The sequence below is a fragment of the Pseudomonas entomophila L48 genome (assembly GCF_000026105.1).
GTDB classification, from domain to species: Bacteria; Pseudomonadota; Gammaproteobacteria; order Pseudomonadales; family Pseudomonadaceae; genus Aquipseudomonas; species Aquipseudomonas entomophila.
The window spans coordinates 40,536-56,096 of the sequence record NC_008027.1 but is presented as its reverse complement, the minus strand read 5'-3'; the positions used below and the strand labels follow the sequence as shown (position 1 = coordinate 56,096).

The 15,561-nt window shown below is 64.1% G+C and carries 18 protein-coding genes; 7 read left to right on the top strand and 11 right to left on the bottom strand.

Annotated features, from left to right (window positions below):
- Positions 1-6: 6 nt before the first annotated feature.
- A complete protein-coding gene (gene coxB / locus PSEEN_RS00265; protein WP_011531511.1) occupies positions 7-1,134 on the bottom strand; it encodes a cytochrome c oxidase subunit II in 1,128 nt (375 codons plus the stop codon).
- A gap of 379 nt (positions 1,135-1,513) precedes the next feature.
- On the opposite strand from coxB, the gene PSEEN_RS00260 reads away from it, so the two are divergent.
- Positions 1,514-2,155: a hypothetical protein gene (locus PSEEN_RS00260; RefSeq protein ID WP_011531510.1), complete on the top strand. Its 642-nt coding sequence runs from the start codon at positions 1,514-1,516 to the stop codon at positions 2,153-2,155.
- A gap of 75 nt (positions 2,156-2,230) precedes the next feature.
- Here the strand turns inward: PSEEN_RS00260 and PSEEN_RS00255 are convergent, their stop codons facing one another.
- The 5 genes from PSEEN_RS00255 to prlC form a co-directional block, all read right to left on the bottom strand.
- Positions 2,231-3,766: a SulP family inorganic anion transporter gene (locus PSEEN_RS00255; RefSeq protein ID WP_011531509.1), complete on the bottom strand. Its 1,536-nt coding sequence runs from the start codon at positions 3,764-3,766 to the stop codon at positions 2,231-2,233.
- 189 nt (positions 3,767-3,955) lie between these two features.
- Positions 3,956-4,675 carry a carbonic anhydrase gene (locus PSEEN_RS00250; RefSeq protein ID WP_011531508.1) on the bottom strand — a complete coding sequence of 240 codons (720 nt, stop codon included), beginning with the start codon at positions 4,673-4,675 and terminating at the stop codon, positions 3,956-3,958.
- Positions 4,676-5,063: 388 nt separating this feature from the next.
- Positions 5,064-6,119 (bottom strand): PA0069 family radical SAM protein, encoded by a 1,056-nt coding sequence (locus tag PSEEN_RS00245; protein ID WP_011531507.1) that lies wholly within the window; start codon positions 6,117-6,119, stop codon positions 5,064-5,066.
- 201 nt (positions 6,120-6,320) lie between these two features.
- A complete protein-coding gene (locus tag PSEEN_RS00240) occupies positions 6,321-6,599 on the bottom strand; it encodes a YheV family putative zinc ribbon protein (RefSeq protein ID WP_011531506.1) in 279 nt (92 codons plus the stop codon).
- The gene (prlC, locus tag PSEEN_RS00235) at positions 6,596-8,683 is read right to left on the bottom strand and encodes an oligopeptidase A (RefSeq protein WP_083789141.1); all 2,088 of its coding nucleotides are present in this window, start codon (positions 8,681-8,683) and stop codon (positions 6,596-6,598) included. The genes PSEEN_RS00240 and prlC overlap by 4 nt, the downstream gene beginning before the upstream one ends.
- Positions 8,684-8,749: 66 nt before the next feature.
- On the opposite strand from prlC, the gene PSEEN_RS00230 reads away from it, so the two are divergent.
- Together PSEEN_RS00230 and PSEEN_RS00225 are read left to right on the top strand one after the other, a co-directional pair.
- Positions 8,750-9,298: a gamma carbonic anhydrase family protein gene (locus tag PSEEN_RS00230; protein ID WP_011531504.1), complete on the top strand. Its 549-nt coding sequence runs from the start codon at positions 8,750-8,752 to the stop codon at positions 9,296-9,298.
- 56 nt (positions 9,299-9,354) lie between these two features.
- Positions 9,355-10,005, top strand: a complete 651-nt coding sequence (locus PSEEN_RS00225; protein ID WP_011531503.1) for an HAD family hydrolase — start codon at positions 9,355-9,357, stop codon at positions 10,003-10,005.
- A gap of 6 nt (positions 10,006-10,011) precedes the next feature.
- On the opposite strand, the gene PSEEN_RS00220 is transcribed toward PSEEN_RS00225, so the two are convergent.
- A complete protein-coding gene (locus PSEEN_RS00220; protein ID WP_011531502.1) occupies positions 10,012-11,130 on the bottom strand; it encodes an aminopeptidase in 1,119 nt (372 codons plus the stop codon).
- 88 nt (positions 11,131-11,218) lie between these two features.
- Between PSEEN_RS00220 and PSEEN_RS00215 the strand changes: the two genes are divergently transcribed.
- A complete protein-coding gene (locus PSEEN_RS00215; RefSeq protein WP_011531501.1) occupies positions 11,219-11,632 on the top strand; it encodes a PA0061/PA0062 family lipoprotein in 414 nt (137 codons plus the stop codon).
- Positions 11,633-11,687: 55 nt separating this feature from the next.
- The gene (locus PSEEN_RS00210) at positions 11,688-12,101 is read left to right on the top strand and encodes a PA0061/PA0062 family lipoprotein (protein ID WP_011531500.1); all 414 of its coding nucleotides are present in this window, start codon (positions 11,688-11,690) and stop codon (positions 12,099-12,101) included.
- Between the two features lie 74 nt (positions 12,102-12,175).
- Here PSEEN_RS00210 and PSEEN_RS00205 read toward each other — a convergent pair whose 3' ends face one another.
- Positions 12,176-12,409, bottom strand: coding sequence for a DUF1161 domain-containing protein (locus tag PSEEN_RS00205; protein WP_011531499.1), 234 nt, complete (start codon positions 12,407-12,409; stop codon positions 12,176-12,178).
- A 163-nt stretch (positions 12,410-12,572) separates the two neighbouring features.
- Between PSEEN_RS00205 and PSEEN_RS00200 the strand changes: the two genes are divergently transcribed.
- Positions 12,573-13,568, top strand: coding sequence for an LLM class flavin-dependent oxidoreductase (locus tag PSEEN_RS00200; protein WP_011531498.1), 996 nt, complete (start codon positions 12,573-12,575; stop codon positions 13,566-13,568).
- 121 nt (positions 13,569-13,689) lie between these two features.
- On the opposite strand, the gene PSEEN_RS00195 is transcribed toward PSEEN_RS00200, so the two are convergent.
- Both PSEEN_RS00195 and PSEEN_RS00190 read right to left on the bottom strand, forming a co-directional pair.
- Positions 13,690-13,911: a DUF1161 domain-containing protein gene (locus tag PSEEN_RS00195; RefSeq protein ID WP_011531497.1), complete on the bottom strand. Its 222-nt coding sequence runs from the start codon at positions 13,909-13,911 to the stop codon at positions 13,690-13,692.
- 93 nt (positions 13,912-14,004) lie between these two features.
- Positions 14,005-14,220 carry a dodecin gene (locus PSEEN_RS00190; protein WP_011531496.1) on the bottom strand — a complete coding sequence of 72 codons (216 nt, stop codon included), beginning with the start codon at positions 14,218-14,220 and terminating at the stop codon, positions 14,005-14,007.
- 117 nt (positions 14,221-14,337) lie between these two features.
- Between PSEEN_RS00190 and PSEEN_RS00185 the strand changes: the two genes are divergently transcribed.
- Positions 14,338-14,661: an ElaB/YgaM/YqjD family protein gene (locus PSEEN_RS00185; RefSeq protein WP_011531495.1), complete on the top strand. Its 324-nt coding sequence runs from the start codon at positions 14,338-14,340 to the stop codon at positions 14,659-14,661.
- Here the strand turns inward: PSEEN_RS00185 and PSEEN_RS00180 are convergent.
- Positions 14,658-15,554 carry a LysR family transcriptional regulator gene (locus PSEEN_RS00180; protein ID WP_011531494.1) on the bottom strand — a complete coding sequence of 299 codons (897 nt, stop codon included), beginning with the start codon at positions 15,552-15,554 and terminating at the stop codon, positions 14,658-14,660. The genes PSEEN_RS00185 and PSEEN_RS00180 overlap by 4 nt on opposite strands.
- Positions 15,555-15,561: the final 7 nt, after the last annotated feature.

Below are 15,561 nucleotides of genomic sequence, written 5' to 3'. Positions count from 1 at the left end.
ACCGGTTCATTTGCTTTCCGCCTGCTTGAGCGCCAGCACGTCCTTCGGCGTGACCATGTCGCCCTTGTTGTTGCCCCAGGCGTTGCGCTCGTAGGTGACCACGGCGGCGATGTCGACTTCCGAGAGTTGCTTGCCGAATGCGGCCATGGCCGTGCCGGGCTTACCGTGAAAGACAATGCTCAGGTGGCCTTCCTTCGGCCCGGTGGCGATCTTCGAACCCTTGAGCGCCGGGAACATCGGCGGCAGGCCCTGGCCTTCGGCCTGGTGACAGGCCACGCAAGTGGTGTGGTAGACCTTGTCGCCGCGTTCGACCAGCTCCTGCAGGGTCCAGTCCTTGCTGGTCAGCTCCTTGAGCTTGGCCGCCTCGGCCTTGCGCTCGCCCAGCCAGGTCTCGTAGTCAGCCTTGGACTTCACCTCCACCACCACCGGCATGAAACCGTGGTCCTTGCCGCACAGCTCGGTGCACTGGCCACGGTAGATGCCGGGTTTCTCGATGCGGGTCCAAGCCTCGTTGACGAAGCCGGGGATGGCGTCGCGCTTGACCGCGAAGGCAGGTACCCACCAGGAATGGATGACATCGGCGGCGGTGACCAGGAAGCGCACCTTGGCCCCCACCGGCAGCACCAGCGGCTGGTCGACTTCGAGCAGGTAGTGCTCGTCCTTGGGCGCCTTGTTGTGGATCTGGTCGGCGGGGGTGGCCAGGTTGCTGAAGAACTCCACGTCCTGGCCCAGGTACTTGTAGTGCCACTTCCACTGGTAGCCGGTGACCTGGATGTCGATGTCCGACTCACTGGCGTCGTAGATTTCGATCAGGGTCTTGGTGGCCGGGATGGCCATGGCCACGAGGATCAGGAAGGGGACGACGGTCCAGAGAATCTCAACCCAGGTGTGCTCGTGAAAATGCGCGGGCTGCTGGCCAGTGGAGCGGCGATGGATGACCATCGACCAGAACATCGCGCCGAACACCACGATGCCGATGATCACGCAGATCCAGAAGATGGTCATGTGCAGGTCGAACACGGCGTGGGAGACGTCCGTCGCCCCGGGAGCCATGTTCACGGTCCATGCCGCCTGTGCCTGACCAAACATTGACCACAGCAACAGGCCCATCCAGACATGTGGATGTCGCATCATTGCGGGTTCCCCTTATCGTTCTTGTAGTCCCGGAGGCGCGGACGACCTTACGACATGGGGGGGAACGGTGGCCAAGACTGCCTGGCTTCGACGACCGAGCCCCCTGCAAACGGCAGTCGGGCCTCATCAACGAATCACGTTTCAAGCGGAGTATAGACACCGACCAATGGTGCGCAATGAAGGGTTTTAAATGATCTTCATCCATCCAAACGTTTGCGCTGAAAGCCGCATGAATGCTGGGGCGGGGCACAATGATGGCACATTGATATAGCCAATTTCCTACACGTGTCTCAGAGATATAACAAATGCGTCTTAGGCATTCTCGTAAGCAAGCTAACTTAGTGTCTTCCGTTTGTAACGCCTTGTCCCTGGAGTTGTCATGAACATCGCTGCTGTACGCGAGCAGATCGAAACCGCCCATCAACATGAGAGCCGCACAGGCCAACTGAAAGCCCGCCTCGAACTGCAATTGCCGCACCTGCATCCATCGATTCAACTACCCCAGCAGGATGCCCAGGGTACCTTGGCGCGCTTCGTCGGCGCCTACATCAACGAGGTTCCGGAACTGCTCGAGGCCGCGCACAACGTGGCACTCGAAGCCGGTATCGAGTCGCAGATCAAACCGGTGCTGAAGATCGCCGAAGCCTACTTCCTGCAGCCGCCCAGCGTGATGGCCGGGCATGTCGGTCTCGACTGCCTGCTGGACGAGGCCTACCTGGCGCACCGCCTGGTCGAGGAGGTCAACGACCTGTACATCCGCCACTTCCAGCAGCCGCTGATTCCGGTGGATACCACGGTGGCCAACCTGATCGCCCACCAGTTGATCGGCGAGACTTTTGCCAACCAGCTGGACGAGGTGGTGCACCATTCGGTGGATGAAATGCTCGATGACGAAAGCTTCGCCGCTGAATCTGTGGAGGCTTATCGCGACAAGCTGTCGAGCCCGGAAACCGGCGCGGCGTGGAAACGCTGGCCGTGCCTGTCGCGCCAACTTGGGGTCGAGCTGGGCCAATCGGCTTGAGCTGACCGTTTGCAGCCATTCGCCGGCAAGCCGGCTCCTACCTGTAGGAGCCGGCTTGCCGGCGAACCGCCTCACTCAAGCCCCAAGCCCTGCCGTAGTCCGCAGCCGCCCCTCGACCCGCCGCTTCAGCCGCCGCTCTTCCAGCACCAACCGCGCCCCCTTGACCGCGCCACTGCGCCCCCAGTCCTCCAGCAACTCCAGGCAGGAATGGTCGATATAGCTCAGGTTGCCTAAGGGTACATGTAGCGTCGTCCCTTCCGGCACGGTCTCCAGCACCTGGGTCAGCGCCGGCACCTTGAGGAACGTCGCCGCCCCGCTCAGGCGCAGCTCCATGTGCCCCGGCGCATCCAGCGCCACCAGGTTGATCTTCAATCGCGCCGCCTTGAACGCCAACTTCAGCAGGGTGAGGGCAAAGCCCAGCAGCACCCCGGTCAGCAAATCGGTGAAGACAATCGCCAGTGCCGTGGCGGCATAGGTGAACATCGGCATCCGCCCATAACGGCCCAGGCCGCGGAATGCCTTGAAGTCCACCAGCTTCACGCCGGTGTACACCAGCACGCCCGCCAGGCTCGCCACCGGGATCTGCTGCAGCACGCTGCTCAACACGACCACGAAGGCCAGCAACCACACACCATGCAAGATCGCCGAAGCCCGGGTCTGCGCGCCGGCCTGCACGTTGGCCGAGCTGCGCACGATCACCCCGGTCATAGGCAGCGCGCCGAGCACACCGCAGAGCATGTTGCCGATGCCCTGCGCCGACAGTTCACGGTCGAAGTCCGAACGCTGGCCGCTGTGCATGCGGTCCACCGCGGCTGCGGACAGCAAGGTCTCGGCGCTGGCGATGAATGCGAGGGCGAAAGCTGCCACCAGCAGCGTGGGGTCGGCCAGCTTGAGCAGATCGTCCGGGCGTAGCCAGTCGATGGCTTCGGACAGGTCGGCTGGTACCTGCACGCGATTGACCGGCAGCGCCAGCCACAGGCTGACGGCGGTCATCGCTGCGACCCCGAGCAGCGCACCAGGGATGAAGCGCAAACGTTGCGGGCGAAAGCGCTCCCAGCCCCACATGATGGCAATGGTGCCCAGGCCCAATGCGCCGGCCTGCCAGCCATTGCCCGCGCGCTCCAGCGGCAGGGCCGAAGCCAGCGTCGCCGGGAAGCCCAGCAGGTTATCCACACCCGACGGCTGCGGCGCCGTGTCGAACATCACGTGCACCTGGGACAGCACGATCAGCACACCGATGCCGGCGAGCATGCCGTACACCACCGCTGGCGCCGTTACCCGGAACCAGCACCCCAAGCGCAAGCGTCCGGCCAGCAGTTGCAGCAACCCCGCCAGCAACAGGATCGGCCCGAGCATCGCCATGCCATGCTGGCGCACCAGCTCGAACACCAGCACCGCCAGGCCCGCCGCCGGGCCGCTCACCTGCAGCGGCGAGCCCGCCAGGAAGCCCACCACGATTCCGCCGATGATGCCGGTGATCAGGCCTTTGGCCGGGGGCATGCCGGAGGCGATGGCAATGCCCATGCACAACGGCAGGGCCACCAGGAACACCACCACCGAGGCCAGCAACTCACGCGGCACTGCCGCTTTGATCTGTGTCTTGTTCACCATGACGCTCCTTTCTCAAGTTCACGGCCATTCCTCTGGCCGCAGGCACGGGGATCCCTGGATCGCGCGCAGGCGCGGGCCGCCAGCGGGCTTGCCGGCAAGGCGTCCAGAGAAATTCAAGGCAGGCGAAGACCGCGCCGCACCCATCGGGTGCAGCCGGCTATCAAGGTCGTTTCAGCGTGTTCGGGTCGCTTAGTAGCGGCCTCTCGGAGTAGCGGAGGGGATCGGCTCGCCTGCGGTCAGTGGCAGGAAGCGATCACTGGCGGCATTGTAGGCTTCGATCTGGCTGGTTTCGATGTCGTAGATCCAGCCATGGATGTGCAGTTGGCCGGCTGCCAGGCGCGAGGCGACCGACGGGTGGGTGCGCAGGTGGTGCAGCTGGGCGATGACGTTCTCTTTGGTCAGCAACTGCATGCTTTCGTGCTCGCTGCCGCAGGAGCAGTTGTCCTCGATCACGGTGCGTGCCACTTCGGCATGGCGCAGCCAGGCGGAAACGGTCGGCATCTTGTCCAGCGAGTGCGGGTTGAGCACCGCGCGCATCGCGCCGCAGTCGGAGTGGCCGCAGACGATGATGTGGTGCACGCCCAGCGCCAGCACCGCGTATTCGATGGCGCTGGAAACACCGCCGTTCATCTGGCCATACGGCGGCACGACGTTACCGACGTTACGGGTGACGAACAGGTCGCCCGGCGAGCTCTGGGTGATCAGCTCGGGGACGATGCGCGAGTCGGCGCAGGTGATGAACATGGCCCGCGGCTTTTGCGCGGTGGCCAGCTTCTTGAACAGCTCCTGCTGCTCGGGGAAGACTTCGGTGTGGAACCGCAGGAAGCCGTCGACGATATGCTTCAGGGCGGCATCGGCGCTTTCGGCGGGTGCGGCCGGGACAACCTTGGATGGGTCCTTGATGGGCATGATTCATCCTCTTGACGGTTTGAAGGTAAGTTCCAGTTTACCGGGGAAAGATTCTGGCTATGCGGGGATTTAGATGACACGCACAGGCAAATGATCACAGTCGCTGAGGACTGGATTCCTACGCTAGCGGAGAAAACTTAACTGAAACTTAATTCCGGAGGCTCTAGAACGGGCGTTCCAGAAGGTTTTGGCGGGCTTTCGATAATAGCAAAATTACATCAGGTGCCAATACCCACGCCTGATTTTAATACCTAGCATTAGCGACGCTATGAGTAGCGGCGCATACCGCTGTAGGAGCGGCTTCAGCCGCGATCACCCGCGAAGCGGGTGCCATGCACCGTGCTGCCTGCATCGCGGCTGAAGCCGCTCCTACAGAGATCGCGTGCACTCAGAACAACGCCATCTGCGAGCCCGGCGGACAAAAGGCCGTGCAGTCCAGCGCCAAGTCTTCCCGCCCTTCAAACCCCAACCGTCTGGCCGCCTTGCGAAAGCGCTGCGCCAGCAATTCGGCGAACACCCCTTCACCGCGCATCCGCGCACCGAACCGGCTGTCATACAGCTCACCACCACGGCTCTGGCGGATCAGGCTCAACACATGAGCGGCGCGCTGTGGGTAGTGATCCTGCAGCCACTGCTCGAACAACGGCGCCACTTCCAGCGGCAGGCGCAGCATCATGTACGCCGCGCTCTGCGCGCCGGCCTCCTTCGCCGCTTCCAGCAAGCGCTCCAGTTCGCTGTCGTTGATCATCGGAATCATCGGCGAGCACAGCACGCCCACTGGCACTCCCGCCTCGCGCAATACCCGGATCGCGCGAAGTCGCGCCTTGGGCGCCGCCGCCCGCGGCTCCAGCGTGCGCTTGAGTTCGTCGTCGAGGGTAGTGAGGCTGATCATCACCCGCGCCAGGCGCTGGCTGGCCAGTTCGCTGATCAGGTCGAGGTCGCGCAGTATCAGCGAGCCTTTGGTGACGATGGTGACCGGATGGCGGTAGCGCAGCAGCACTTCGAGCAAGCGCCGGGTGAGTTGCTGCTCGCGCTCGATGGGCTGGTAGGGATCGGTGTTGGAGCCGAGGTTGATCGGCGCACAGACGTAGCCGGGTTTGCTCAGTTGCTGCTCGAGCACTTCGGCGGCGTTGGTCTTGGCGATCAGCTTGGTTTCGAAGTCCAGGCCGGGGGAGAGGTCCCAGTAGGCGTGGCTGGGGCGGGCGTAACAGTAAATGCAGCCGTGCTCACAGCCGCGATAGGGGTTGATGGAACGGTCGAAGGGCAGGTCGGGGGAAGTGTTGCGGGCGATGATGGTCTTGGCCGTCTCGATCCGCACTTCGGTGCCTTGGGTGGGCGGGACTTCCTGGTGCCAGCCGTCGTCCTCGGCCACCGAGCGGCTTGGAGCGAAGCGGTTGTGGGGGTTGGCGGCGGTGCCGCGACCACGGAGGGGGGCAGGGGTCATGGTGGAAGTCCCGATATACTGTATATGAATACAGTATATCGGGTTCTTTCCAAAGGCCAGGACCGTCAGGCAGATGAACGTTGCCGGTACCGGCCTCTTCGCCGGCAAGCCGGCTCCTACAGGTACAGCGCCGTTCGATGGACCAACGCGGTCGGGGCAGGAGCCGGCTTGCCGGCGATGGCCCGCAAGGCGGGCCCCAGGTTACTCTGGCTTCTTCAGCTTCGGATTGGGGAAGAACTGCACGGTCTGCACCTTGGCCGGCGCTGCCTTCGGTTCCAGGTGGTTGACCCGGGTGCCCAGCTCCTTGGGTACCGACAGGCCCTGTTCGTTCAGGGTGTCGGTGAACCCGCAGGCCACGCACTCGCGGTGCGGCACGCCGTCCTCGTTCCACATCATCAGCTTGTCCATCTCGCTGCACGCCGGGCATACGGCACCGGCGATGAAGCGTCGTTTGCTCTTGCTCACGGCTACCTCGCTCATGCCGCCGCGTCCTCGGTGAGACCACTGTGGCGCAGCAATGCATCGATGGAAGGTTCACGGCCACGGAAGTCGACGAACAGCACCATCGGCTCGCGGGAACCACCGCGAGCGAGGATGGCTTCGCGGAAGGCGCGGCCCGTCTCGGCGTTCAGCACACCTTCCTCTTCGAAGCGCGAGAAGGCGTCGGCCGACAGCACTTCGGCCCACTTGTAACTGTAGTAACCCGCCGCGTAACCACCGGCGAAGATGTGGGCGAAACTGTTGGGGAAACGGTTGTAGGCCGGCGGACGCATCACCGAGACCTCGTCGCGCACGCCTTCGAGCACCTGCAGCACACCGCGGCCGTCGCCATGGGTGGCGTGCAGCTCGAAGTCGAACAGCGAGAACTCCAGCTGGCGCACCATCATCATGCCGGACTGGAAGTTCTTCGCCGCCAGCATCTTGTCCAGCAGGTCCTGGGGCAGCGCTTCGCCGGTTTCGTAGTGGCCGGAGATCAACGCCAGGCCTTCCGGCTCCCAGCACCAGTTTTCCATGAACTGGCTCGGCAGCTCCACCGCGTCCCAGGCCACACCGTTGATGCCGGATACACCGGCATGCTCGATGCGGGTCAGCAGATGGTGCAGGCCGTGGCCAAATTCGTGGAACAGGGTGGTGACTTCGTCGTGGGTCAGCAGCGCTGGCTTGCCGGGCGTGGCCGGGGTGAAGTTGCACACCAGGTTGGCCACCGGGCTCTGCAGCGCGCCGGCGGCGGTACGGCGATGGTCGCGGGCACCGTCCATCCAGGCACCGCCACGCTTGTTGGCGCGGGCGTAGAGGTCGAAGAAGAAGCGGCCGACGTGCTGGCCGTTCTCCTTGATCTCGAACAGGCGCACGTCCGGGTGCCAGCTGTCGAAGCCCTTGAGTTCGTTGATTTCGATGCCATACAGGCGCTGGACGATGGCGAACAGGCCGGTCAGCACCTTGTCGATCGGGAAGTAGGCGCGCAGGGCTTCCTGCGACACGCTGTAGCGCTGCTCGCGCAGCTTCTCGCCGAAGTAACCGGCGTCCCAGCTGGCCAGCTCAGGGGTACCCTGCTCGGCGGCATAGGCCTTGAGCTGCTCCAGGTCCTGGGCGGCGAACGGCTTGCTGCGCTTGGCCAGGTCACGCAGGAACGTCAGCACCTGGTCGCTGGACTCGGCCATCTTGGTGGCCAGGCTCAGTTCGGCAAAGTTCTGGTAGCCCAGCAGCCCGGCCAGTTCCTGGCGCAGGTCGAGGATCTCTTCCATCACCGGGCCGTTGTCGAACTGGCCGGCGTTCGGGCCCTGGTCGGAGGCGCGGGTGCAGTAGGCGGCGTACAGCTCTTCGCGCAGGGCGCGGTCGCTGGCGTAGGTCATCACCGCGTAGTAGCTGGGGAATTCCAGGGTGATCAGCCAGCCGTCGAGGCCCTTGGCCTGGGCGGCGGCGGCCATCTGCGCCTTGGCCGAGTCGGTCAGGCCGGCGAGGGCGGCCTCGTCGGTGACGTGCTTGGTCCAGGCCTGGGTGGCGTCGAGCAGTTGGTTGGAGAAGCGGCTGCCCAGCTCGCTGAGCTTGCTCTGCACTTCGGCGTAGCGCTGCTGCTTGTCGGCCGGCAGGTCGATGCCCGACAGGCGGAAGTCGCGCAGGGCGTGGTCGATGATGGTCTTCTGCGCCACGTCGAAGCCAGCGGCCTCTGGGCTGGCGGCCAGGGCTTCATACGCTTCGAACAGGGCGCGGTTCTGGCCCAGCTCGGTGGAATAGGCGCTCAGGGCCGGCAGGCACGACTCGTAGGCCTCGCGCAGCTCCTTGCTGTTGCACACCGCGTTGAGGTGGCTGACCGGGCTCCAGGCGGCGCCCAGGCGGTCGTTGAGCTCGTCCATCGCCAGCACCAGGCCGGCCCAGGTCGGGTTCTTGCCCTGCTGTTCGAGGAGGTCGGCGATGGCCTTGCGGTTGTCGGCGAGGATCTGCTCGATCGCCGGCAGCACATGCTCGGCGCGGATTGCCGAGAAGGGCGGCAGATCATGGGACTGCAGCAGCGGGTTGTTCGCACTCACGGTTCGGGTACCTTGGCAGGAGAAACACGGGACCATCTTAATTACAATCGACGCCGACCGCAGCAGGCAGCCTGCCTATCGGCATTGCAGAGGAACACTATCATGGCCCTCCGGACCTTCCAGCAACACACGCCGAAAGTGGGAGCACGGGCCTTCGTCGACCGTTCGGCGGTGGTCATCGGCGACGTCGAGATCGGCGCGGACAGCTCGATCTGGCCGCTGACCGTAGTACGCGGCGACATGCACCGCATCCGCATCGGCGCGCGCACCAGCGTGCAGGACGGCAGTGTGCTGCACATCACCCACGCCGGGCCGTTCAACCCTGACGGTTTCCCGCTGATCATCGGCGACGAGGTGACCATCGGTCATAAAGTCATGCTGCATGGTTGCACCCTGGGCAACCGCATCCTGGTAGGCATGGGCAGCACGATCATGGACGGCGCCATCGTCGAGGATGAGGTGATCATCGGCGCCGGCAGCCTGGTTCCACCAGGAAAGCGCCTGGTCAGCGGCTACCTGTACATGGGCAGCCCGGTGAAGCAGGTGCGCCTGCTGAGCGAGCAGGAACACGCGTTCTTCCCCTACAGCGCCGGCAACTACGTGAAGCTCAAGGACCAACACCTGGCCGAAGGCTACGACCAACCGGAATGACCCATTCGCGGGCAAGCCCGCGAAGCAGTCGACGATAGATTCAAGTGGACCCCGACATGCATCAGCAGAACATCCTCTTCGACCTCGACGGCACCCTGACCGACCCGCGCTCAGGCATCACCCGTTCGATCCAGTACGCCCTGGCCAAGCTGGGCATCGACGAGCCCGACCTGGCCCGCCTCGAGCACTTCATCGGTCCACCCCTGTTGCAAGCCTTCATGCAGTTCTACGGTTTCGACGAGGCCAAGGCGTGGCAGGCGGTGAACTTCTACCGTGAGCGCTTCAAGGTGACCGGGCTGTACGAAAACCTGGTATTCGACGGTGTGCCTGAGCTGCTGCAAGCCCTCAATGCCCAAGGCCGCACCCTGTACATCGCCACCTCCAAGCCGTGGGAATATGCCCGTGAAATCGCCCGGCACTTCGCCTTCGCCCAGCACTTCAAGGTGATCTACGGCAGCGAACTGGACGGTACCCGCACCAACAAGGTCGAGCTGATTCGCCATCTGCTGGATGAAGAAGGGCTGGACCCGGCGCAGACCCTGATGATCGGTGACCGCAAGCACGACCTGATCGGCGCCCGCAGCAATGGGCTTCAGGCGGTAGCGGTGGGGTACGGGTTCGGCAGTCGGGAGGAGTTGGTGGCCGAGGCGCCAGCGTTCCACTTCGAGACACTGGCCGAGTTGCACCAGGCGTTCATGCACGGTTGAGCGTGTCTAGTCAGCACCTGTAGGAGCCGGCTTGCCGGCGATGGGCCGCAACGCGGCCCCAGGTTGCTGCAATCGCGTCAACGCCGCCTTGCGTTCTTCGATCGAAAGCCGCCCCAACGCCTCGACCCGCTCATAGAACCGTGACCAGTCTCCGCCAACATCCTGGAACAGCCGCGAAAACACAGGCACCCACTGGTCATACAGCCCAAACGGCAGCAACTTGGCATTGTTCATCGGCGCATAGATCCAGGCATCAAACCTTCGATCCCCAGCCCACTCCCGGTCCCGCACCTCGCGGTACTCCCTGCGCAACCGTTCAAACTCCGCCTGCTTGGCCGCCCGCTTGCCCGCCTCGTCCAGCGGCCCGGCATAGATCGCCTGCAACCGCTCACGGCTGGCCAATATCAGCCGGGTGAACCCCTCGCGCTGTTTCACGCTGCCATCCTCGACCGCTGCCAGCCCACGCGCCATGCGCCATTGCCGCGATCCTTCCTGCTCGACGAAGGAGGCAAACGACTCGTTGAACTCGGTGTCGTCCTGCACATAGAAACGCTGGTGCGCCAGCTCATGGAAGATCACCGTGGCCAGCCGCTCATTCCCCCAACCCACCATGCTCGAAAGGATAGGGTCATCGAACCAGCCCAGTGTCGAGTAGGCCTCCACGCCGCCCACGTAGACATCCAGCCCTTCCTGGCGCATCAGCGCCGCCGCGCCACGGGCATCACCTTGCTGGTAATAGCCGCGATAAGCCACGCAACCGGCGATGGGGAAGCAATGGGTCACCGGCTGCAAGGAAAGCTCCGGGGTGGCGAATACATTCCACACCACGTAAGGCCGCCCCAGGTCGGCATAGACGCGGTAGCTGCCGTTGTCCGGCAGCTTCAGGTGCTCGCTGGCAAATACCCGGGCTTGCTCGGCGAAATGCAGACGCTGACGCAACACCGGCTGGGTGGCAGGGTCGGCGATCACCTGCGCCACCGGCTGGCGCGCCCGCAACAACTGCCATTGGCCCTCGGCCAACTGCCCGTAGTAACCCATGCTGGAGCAACCGTTCAGCAGGAGCGCGACCGCCACGGGAACAAACCGGATGAAAACGCGGTCGAGAGCCCGACGGCTGCAGCGCATGAAAAGAAAAAGTCCAAACATCGAGGCTGTCTATCTCGCTCGTCGGCCGAATGCGACCAAGACTATCTCGCCAAGGGGAAGCTTCGCCATGCGTACTCTGTTTGCCGCCAGCACGCTCGTGCTGCTTTCAGGCTGTTCCACATTGCCAGACCCAGACCCGAAACAGGCCTGGATCGACCTGGCCCCAGGCAACAACGACTCGCTGCACGCGCTGCAAGTGGACGAACGCGACTGGGCCGACACCCGTTATTTCGAAGTGCAGCCCGGCAACCACGAGCTGACCGTGCGCTACCAATTCCCGGTGACGCCCAGCAACATCGGCGCGGTGGACGAACCGCTGTGGCGCGACTGCCAGCTCAACCTGACGTTCAAGGACTTCGCCGCCGGCCAGCGCTATCAGATGCAGGCGGGCAGCATTGGCTTCCGCCCCTGGATCAAGCTCTACGACCAGCAGCAGAAACTGCTCGGCCAAGGTGAGCCGGCAGGTTGCCAACGCAGCTGAACCCCGCAAATGGCGCTATGCTTGTTTGCTGTGAACCGCGAGCGGGAGTTTCGCCATGCGCCAGCCCATGATGCTGTTCGCCATCAGCGCACTCGGGGCCTGCGCCAGCCCCTTGCCCCCCGTCGACCCGTCCAAGGCCTGGGTCGACCTTTATACCATCACCCCCGGTCGCACCATCATGGCCGACCGCCTGGACGGTAAGCGTCTGGATGATGGCCGCTACTTCCAGTTGACGCCCGGCAAGCATGAACTGGTGGTGCGTTTCGACTTCGAGGTTTATTCCGGCGGTTTCACCACCGACCCCACTGAAAGAACCTGCTACCTCACCGTGCGTTTCAACGACTTCAAGGCTGGCGAACGTTACCGGCTGGAAGCCCGGGCGCCGGTGATGCAGCCGCAGGTGCTGCTGTACGACGCCAGTCGCAAGGTGGTGGTGGATGAACCCAGCGAGGTGTTCTGCATTCCTTGAAGTCATTCGCCGGCAAGCCGGCTCCTACAGACAAGGCGCAACCCTTGTAGGAGCCGGCTTGCCGGCGAACCGAACTACCGGTCATTCTTCTGGTAGATGATCTTCTTCGTCCCGCCATCGCAGCTGCCCACGACCATGTTCGGGTCGCTGACCTCGCTGTTGGGCACGATCTCCAGCGTGTAGGAGGTTACCCCGCGCGCCTGGATCTTCGCTTCGATCTCGGCCTTCAGTTCTTCGCACGGCTTGGGGGCGGCCAGTGCGGCCGTGGCCAGCAGGGATGCCAGCACGGCGATTGCTACGCGGATCATGGAACGGCTCCTGACAGGGCAGACACGCTGCCAACGCTGGTTAGACTACAGGAAACCGCCGCCGTTGCGCCTCGGGGCAAATGCACGCAGGCATTGAATCCTTCGAATGTGCCCATACAGAGTCCCAAAGGCCACTGGCCAACCACCTACTGCGGAGGCTCCGATGACGCACCTGCGTGACCTGAAGATTTCCACCCTCGACCTCGTGCCCGTGCGCGCCGACGGCGGCCCGGCGCAGTCGCTGCGCAACTCGCTGGACCTGGCACAGCATGTCGAGCGTTTCGGTTACAACCGTTTCTGGGTGGCCGAACACCACAACATGGATGGCATCGCCAGCTCCGCCACCGCCGTGCTGATGGGCTACCTGGCGGGCGGCACCTCGACGATTCGCATCGGCTCCGGCGGCGTGATGCTGCCCAACCACGCACCGCTGGTGATCGCCGAACAGTTCGGCACCCTGGCCAGCCTGTACCCTGGCCGCATCGACCTGGGCCTGGGCCGTGCCCCCGGCTCCGACCAGATGACCGCCCGCGCCCTGCGCCGCGAGCGTTCTGGCAGTGCCGACGACTTCCCGGACGATGTCGAGGAGCTGTCGCGCTACCTGGGCCCGCGCACCGACGACCAGAAGGTCATCGCCGTGCCCGGCCACGACACCGAAGTGCCGATGTGGCTGCTCGGCTCCAGCCTGTTCAGCGCCCAGCTGGCCGGCATGCGCGGCATGCCCTATGCCTTCGCCTCGCACTTCGCGCCGCGCTACATGCACGAGGCGATCCGCATCTACCGCGACCACTTCAAGCCCTCGACGACGCTGGACAAGCCCTACGTGATGCTGGGCATCCCGATGGTGGTGGCCGAGACCGACGAGAAAGCCGAGTACCTGGCGACCTCGGTGTACCAGCGCATCCTCGCGCTGATCCGTGGCCAGAGCCTGATGCAGCGCCCGCCTGTAGAGAGCATGAATGGCCTGTGGCTGCCCCATGAGCGCGATGCGGTGAGCAGCTTCCTGGGGTTGGCGATGATTGGCAGCCCGCAGAAAGTGCGGGCCAAGGTGGAGGTGCTACTGGAGCAGACCGGTGCGGATGAGCTGATCTTCACCAGCGACCTGTATGAGCATGCCGACCGGATCAGGTCTTACGAGCTGATGGCGCAGGCCCTGTAGGAGCGGCTTCAGCCGCGAACACCGGCGTAGCCGGTGCCAATCACCGCGTTGCTTGCATCGCGGCTAAAGCCGCTCCTACAGACGGCAGTGTCGTTGTGGGGGCGGGTTTACCCGCGGCGCATCAACCACGCCGGTAGACAATCTCCTTGGCCCCGCCCTCACAGGTCCCCACCACCTTGCCCGCCGGGTCGCCCTTCTTGACGATCTCCAGCGTGTAACCCTTCACACCCTTGGCATCCAGCTTCGCTGCAATCTCCGCCTTGAGCTCCTCGCACGGCTTGCCCGCCGCCATCGCGCCACCGGCCAACACCATCAGCCCTACAGCCAGCATCAACTTCTTCATCGATCGCTTTCCTTGTACAGATCAAAGACGGGAAGGGCGCGAAGCTCGCGCCCTGGAACATCATCTGCCCGATCAGCCCGGGCAAGCCTGATTTCAGCTGTTGGCGATGCGGAACCCAACCTTAAGCGTCACCTGGAAGTGCGCGGCCTTGTTGTCGCGGATATGCCCGCGAGTATCAACCACCTCGAACCACTCCAGGTGCTTGATGCTCTTGCCGGCCTCGGCCAGGGCATTGTTGATCGCCTCTTCGATGCTGGTGGGCGAGGACCCGACCAGCTCGATCTTCTTGTAGGTGTGATGATCGGACATCAGTGTTCTCCTAACAGTGAAGTGTCAACTGAGCCTAGCAGCGCAAAATCCGATCGCACTTTCGCCGGCCTGCGCAGTCGCAACTCTTACAGCCCACCACCGCGAAGGAGAGTCACCATGGCCCACAACTCGCTGCGCAACGCCTCGCTGGAAAGCATGGAAGCGGAGATCGAGAGCCTGCTCAAGACGCTGGAGCACCTCAAGCACGATGCCTCGGAAGAGTCCCACAAGACCATGAAGGCGCTGCGCGGCAATGCCGAGAACGCCCTCAAGCACTCGCGCAGCCTGCTCAGCGATGCCTATTCGGAGGTGAAGACCCGCACCCGTCAGACAGGTGTCGCCACCCGCGACTATGCCCAGCAGCACCCCTGGACCACTGCCGGCGTGGCCATCGGCGCCCTGGGCCTGCTGGCCGCCTACCTGATGTGCCGCCGCGACTAGCCCGCCTGCTGCTGCAACTCGCGGCGCAGCCACTGCGCCAGCTGCTCGGCGCGCCCGTCGGCGGCGCGCCGGGGTACCCACAAGGCCAACGCCGCACGGGTGGGGGAAAATCCCCACGGTGCGGCCAGCCGTCCGGCTTTCAGGTCGTCCGCAACCAGCGGTTGTGGCGCAATGGCCACGCCAAGCCCAGCCACCGCAGCCTCCAACAGGTAGTACAGATGCTCGAATGCCTGGCCGTAACTCAGCGCGCCAGGCTCGATGCCATGTTGCTGTGCCCAGGTCGGCCAAGCCTGGGGCCGAGAGGTCGTGTGAAGTACTGCTTCTCGTTGCAAAGCCACGGCTGGCGCGGCCTTCAACCGATCGAAGCCTTCAAAGTGCGGACTCATCACCGGGCCGATCCGCTCTTCAGCAAGCACGTGCACCTGCATGTCCGCCGGCCAAGGCGGCTCGGCGTACACCAGCAGGGCGTCCAACCCCGGGCGGCGAGGATCTAGATCACCTTCGCCCGCTGACAAGTGCAGGCGCAATTCCGGCAGGTCGGCTTTCAAGCGCCCCAGGCGCGGGATGAACCAGCGGGCCAGCAAGCTGCCGGAGCAGCCGAGCACGAAGGGTGCTTCGTCGGCATCGCGGGAAAGCTCGGCGCAGACACTTCGCAACCGGTCGAAGGCCTCGGCACTCACATCGCGTAGGCGCATGCCGGCATCTGTGAGTTTGACGCCACGACCATCCTTGACGAACAGCGCCACGCCCAGATGCTCCTCGAGCACCTTGATCTGCCGGCTGACGGCACCGTGGGTAACATGAAGCGCTTCGGCCGCCTGGCTGACGCTATTGAGCCGGGCGGTTGCCTCGAAGGCCCGCAGGGCGTTGAGAGGAGGAAGGTCCTGGGCCATTTTACTT

Bases quoted from the DNA above. Each gene is read 5' to 3' on its own strand.
- coxB (WP_011531511.1), bottom strand. From the start codon at position 1,134: ATGATGCGACATCCACATGTCTGGATGGGCCTGTTGCTGTGGTCAATG.
- PSEEN_RS00260 (WP_011531510.1), top strand. From the start codon at position 1,514: ATGAACATCGCTGCTGTACGCGAGCAGATCGAAACCGCCCATCAACAT.
- PSEEN_RS00255 (WP_011531509.1), bottom strand. From the start codon at position 3,766: ATGGTGAACAAGACACAGATCAAAGCGGCAGTGCCGCGTGAGTTGCTG.
- PSEEN_RS00250 (WP_011531508.1), bottom strand. From the start codon at position 4,675: ATGCCCATCAAGGACCCATCCAAGGTTGTCCCGGCCGCACCCGCCGAA.
- PSEEN_RS00245 (WP_011531507.1), bottom strand. From the start codon at position 6,119: ATGACCCCTGCCCCCCTCCGTGGTCGCGGCACCGCCGCCAACCCCCAC.
- PSEEN_RS00240 (WP_011531506.1), bottom strand. From the start codon at position 6,599: ATGAGCGAGGTAGCCGTGAGCAAGAGCAAACGACGCTTCATCGCCGGT.
- prlC (WP_083789141.1), bottom strand. From the start codon at position 8,683: ATGGTCCCGTGTTTCTCCTGCCAAGGTACCCGAACCGTGAGTGCGAAC.
- PSEEN_RS00230 (WP_011531504.1), top strand. From the start codon at position 8,750: ATGGCCCTCCGGACCTTCCAGCAACACACGCCGAAAGTGGGAGCACGG.
- PSEEN_RS00225 (WP_011531503.1), top strand. From the start codon at position 9,355: ATGCATCAGCAGAACATCCTCTTCGACCTCGACGGCACCCTGACCGAC.
- PSEEN_RS00220 (WP_011531502.1), bottom strand. From the start codon at position 11,130: ATGCGCTGCAGCCGTCGGGCTCTCGACCGCGTTTTCATCCGGTTTGTT.
- PSEEN_RS00215 (WP_011531501.1), top strand. From the start codon at position 11,219: ATGCGTACTCTGTTTGCCGCCAGCACGCTCGTGCTGCTTTCAGGCTGT.
- PSEEN_RS00210 (WP_011531500.1), top strand. From the start codon at position 11,688: ATGCGCCAGCCCATGATGCTGTTCGCCATCAGCGCACTCGGGGCCTGC.
- PSEEN_RS00205 (WP_011531499.1), bottom strand. From the start codon at position 12,409: ATGATCCGCGTAGCAATCGCCGTGCTGGCATCCCTGCTGGCCACGGCC.
- PSEEN_RS00200 (WP_011531498.1), top strand. From the start codon at position 12,573: ATGACGCACCTGCGTGACCTGAAGATTTCCACCCTCGACCTCGTGCCC.
- PSEEN_RS00195 (WP_011531497.1), bottom strand. From the start codon at position 13,911: ATGAAGAAGTTGATGCTGGCTGTAGGGCTGATGGTGTTGGCCGGTGGC.
- PSEEN_RS00190 (WP_011531496.1), bottom strand. From the start codon at position 14,220: ATGTCCGATCATCACACCTACAAGAAGATCGAGCTGGTCGGGTCCTCG.
- PSEEN_RS00185 (WP_011531495.1), top strand. From the start codon at position 14,338: ATGGCCCACAACTCGCTGCGCAACGCCTCGCTGGAAAGCATGGAAGCG.
- PSEEN_RS00180 (WP_011531494.1), bottom strand. From the start codon at position 15,554: ATGGCCCAGGACCTTCCTCCTCTCAACGCCCTGCGGGCCTTCGAGGCA.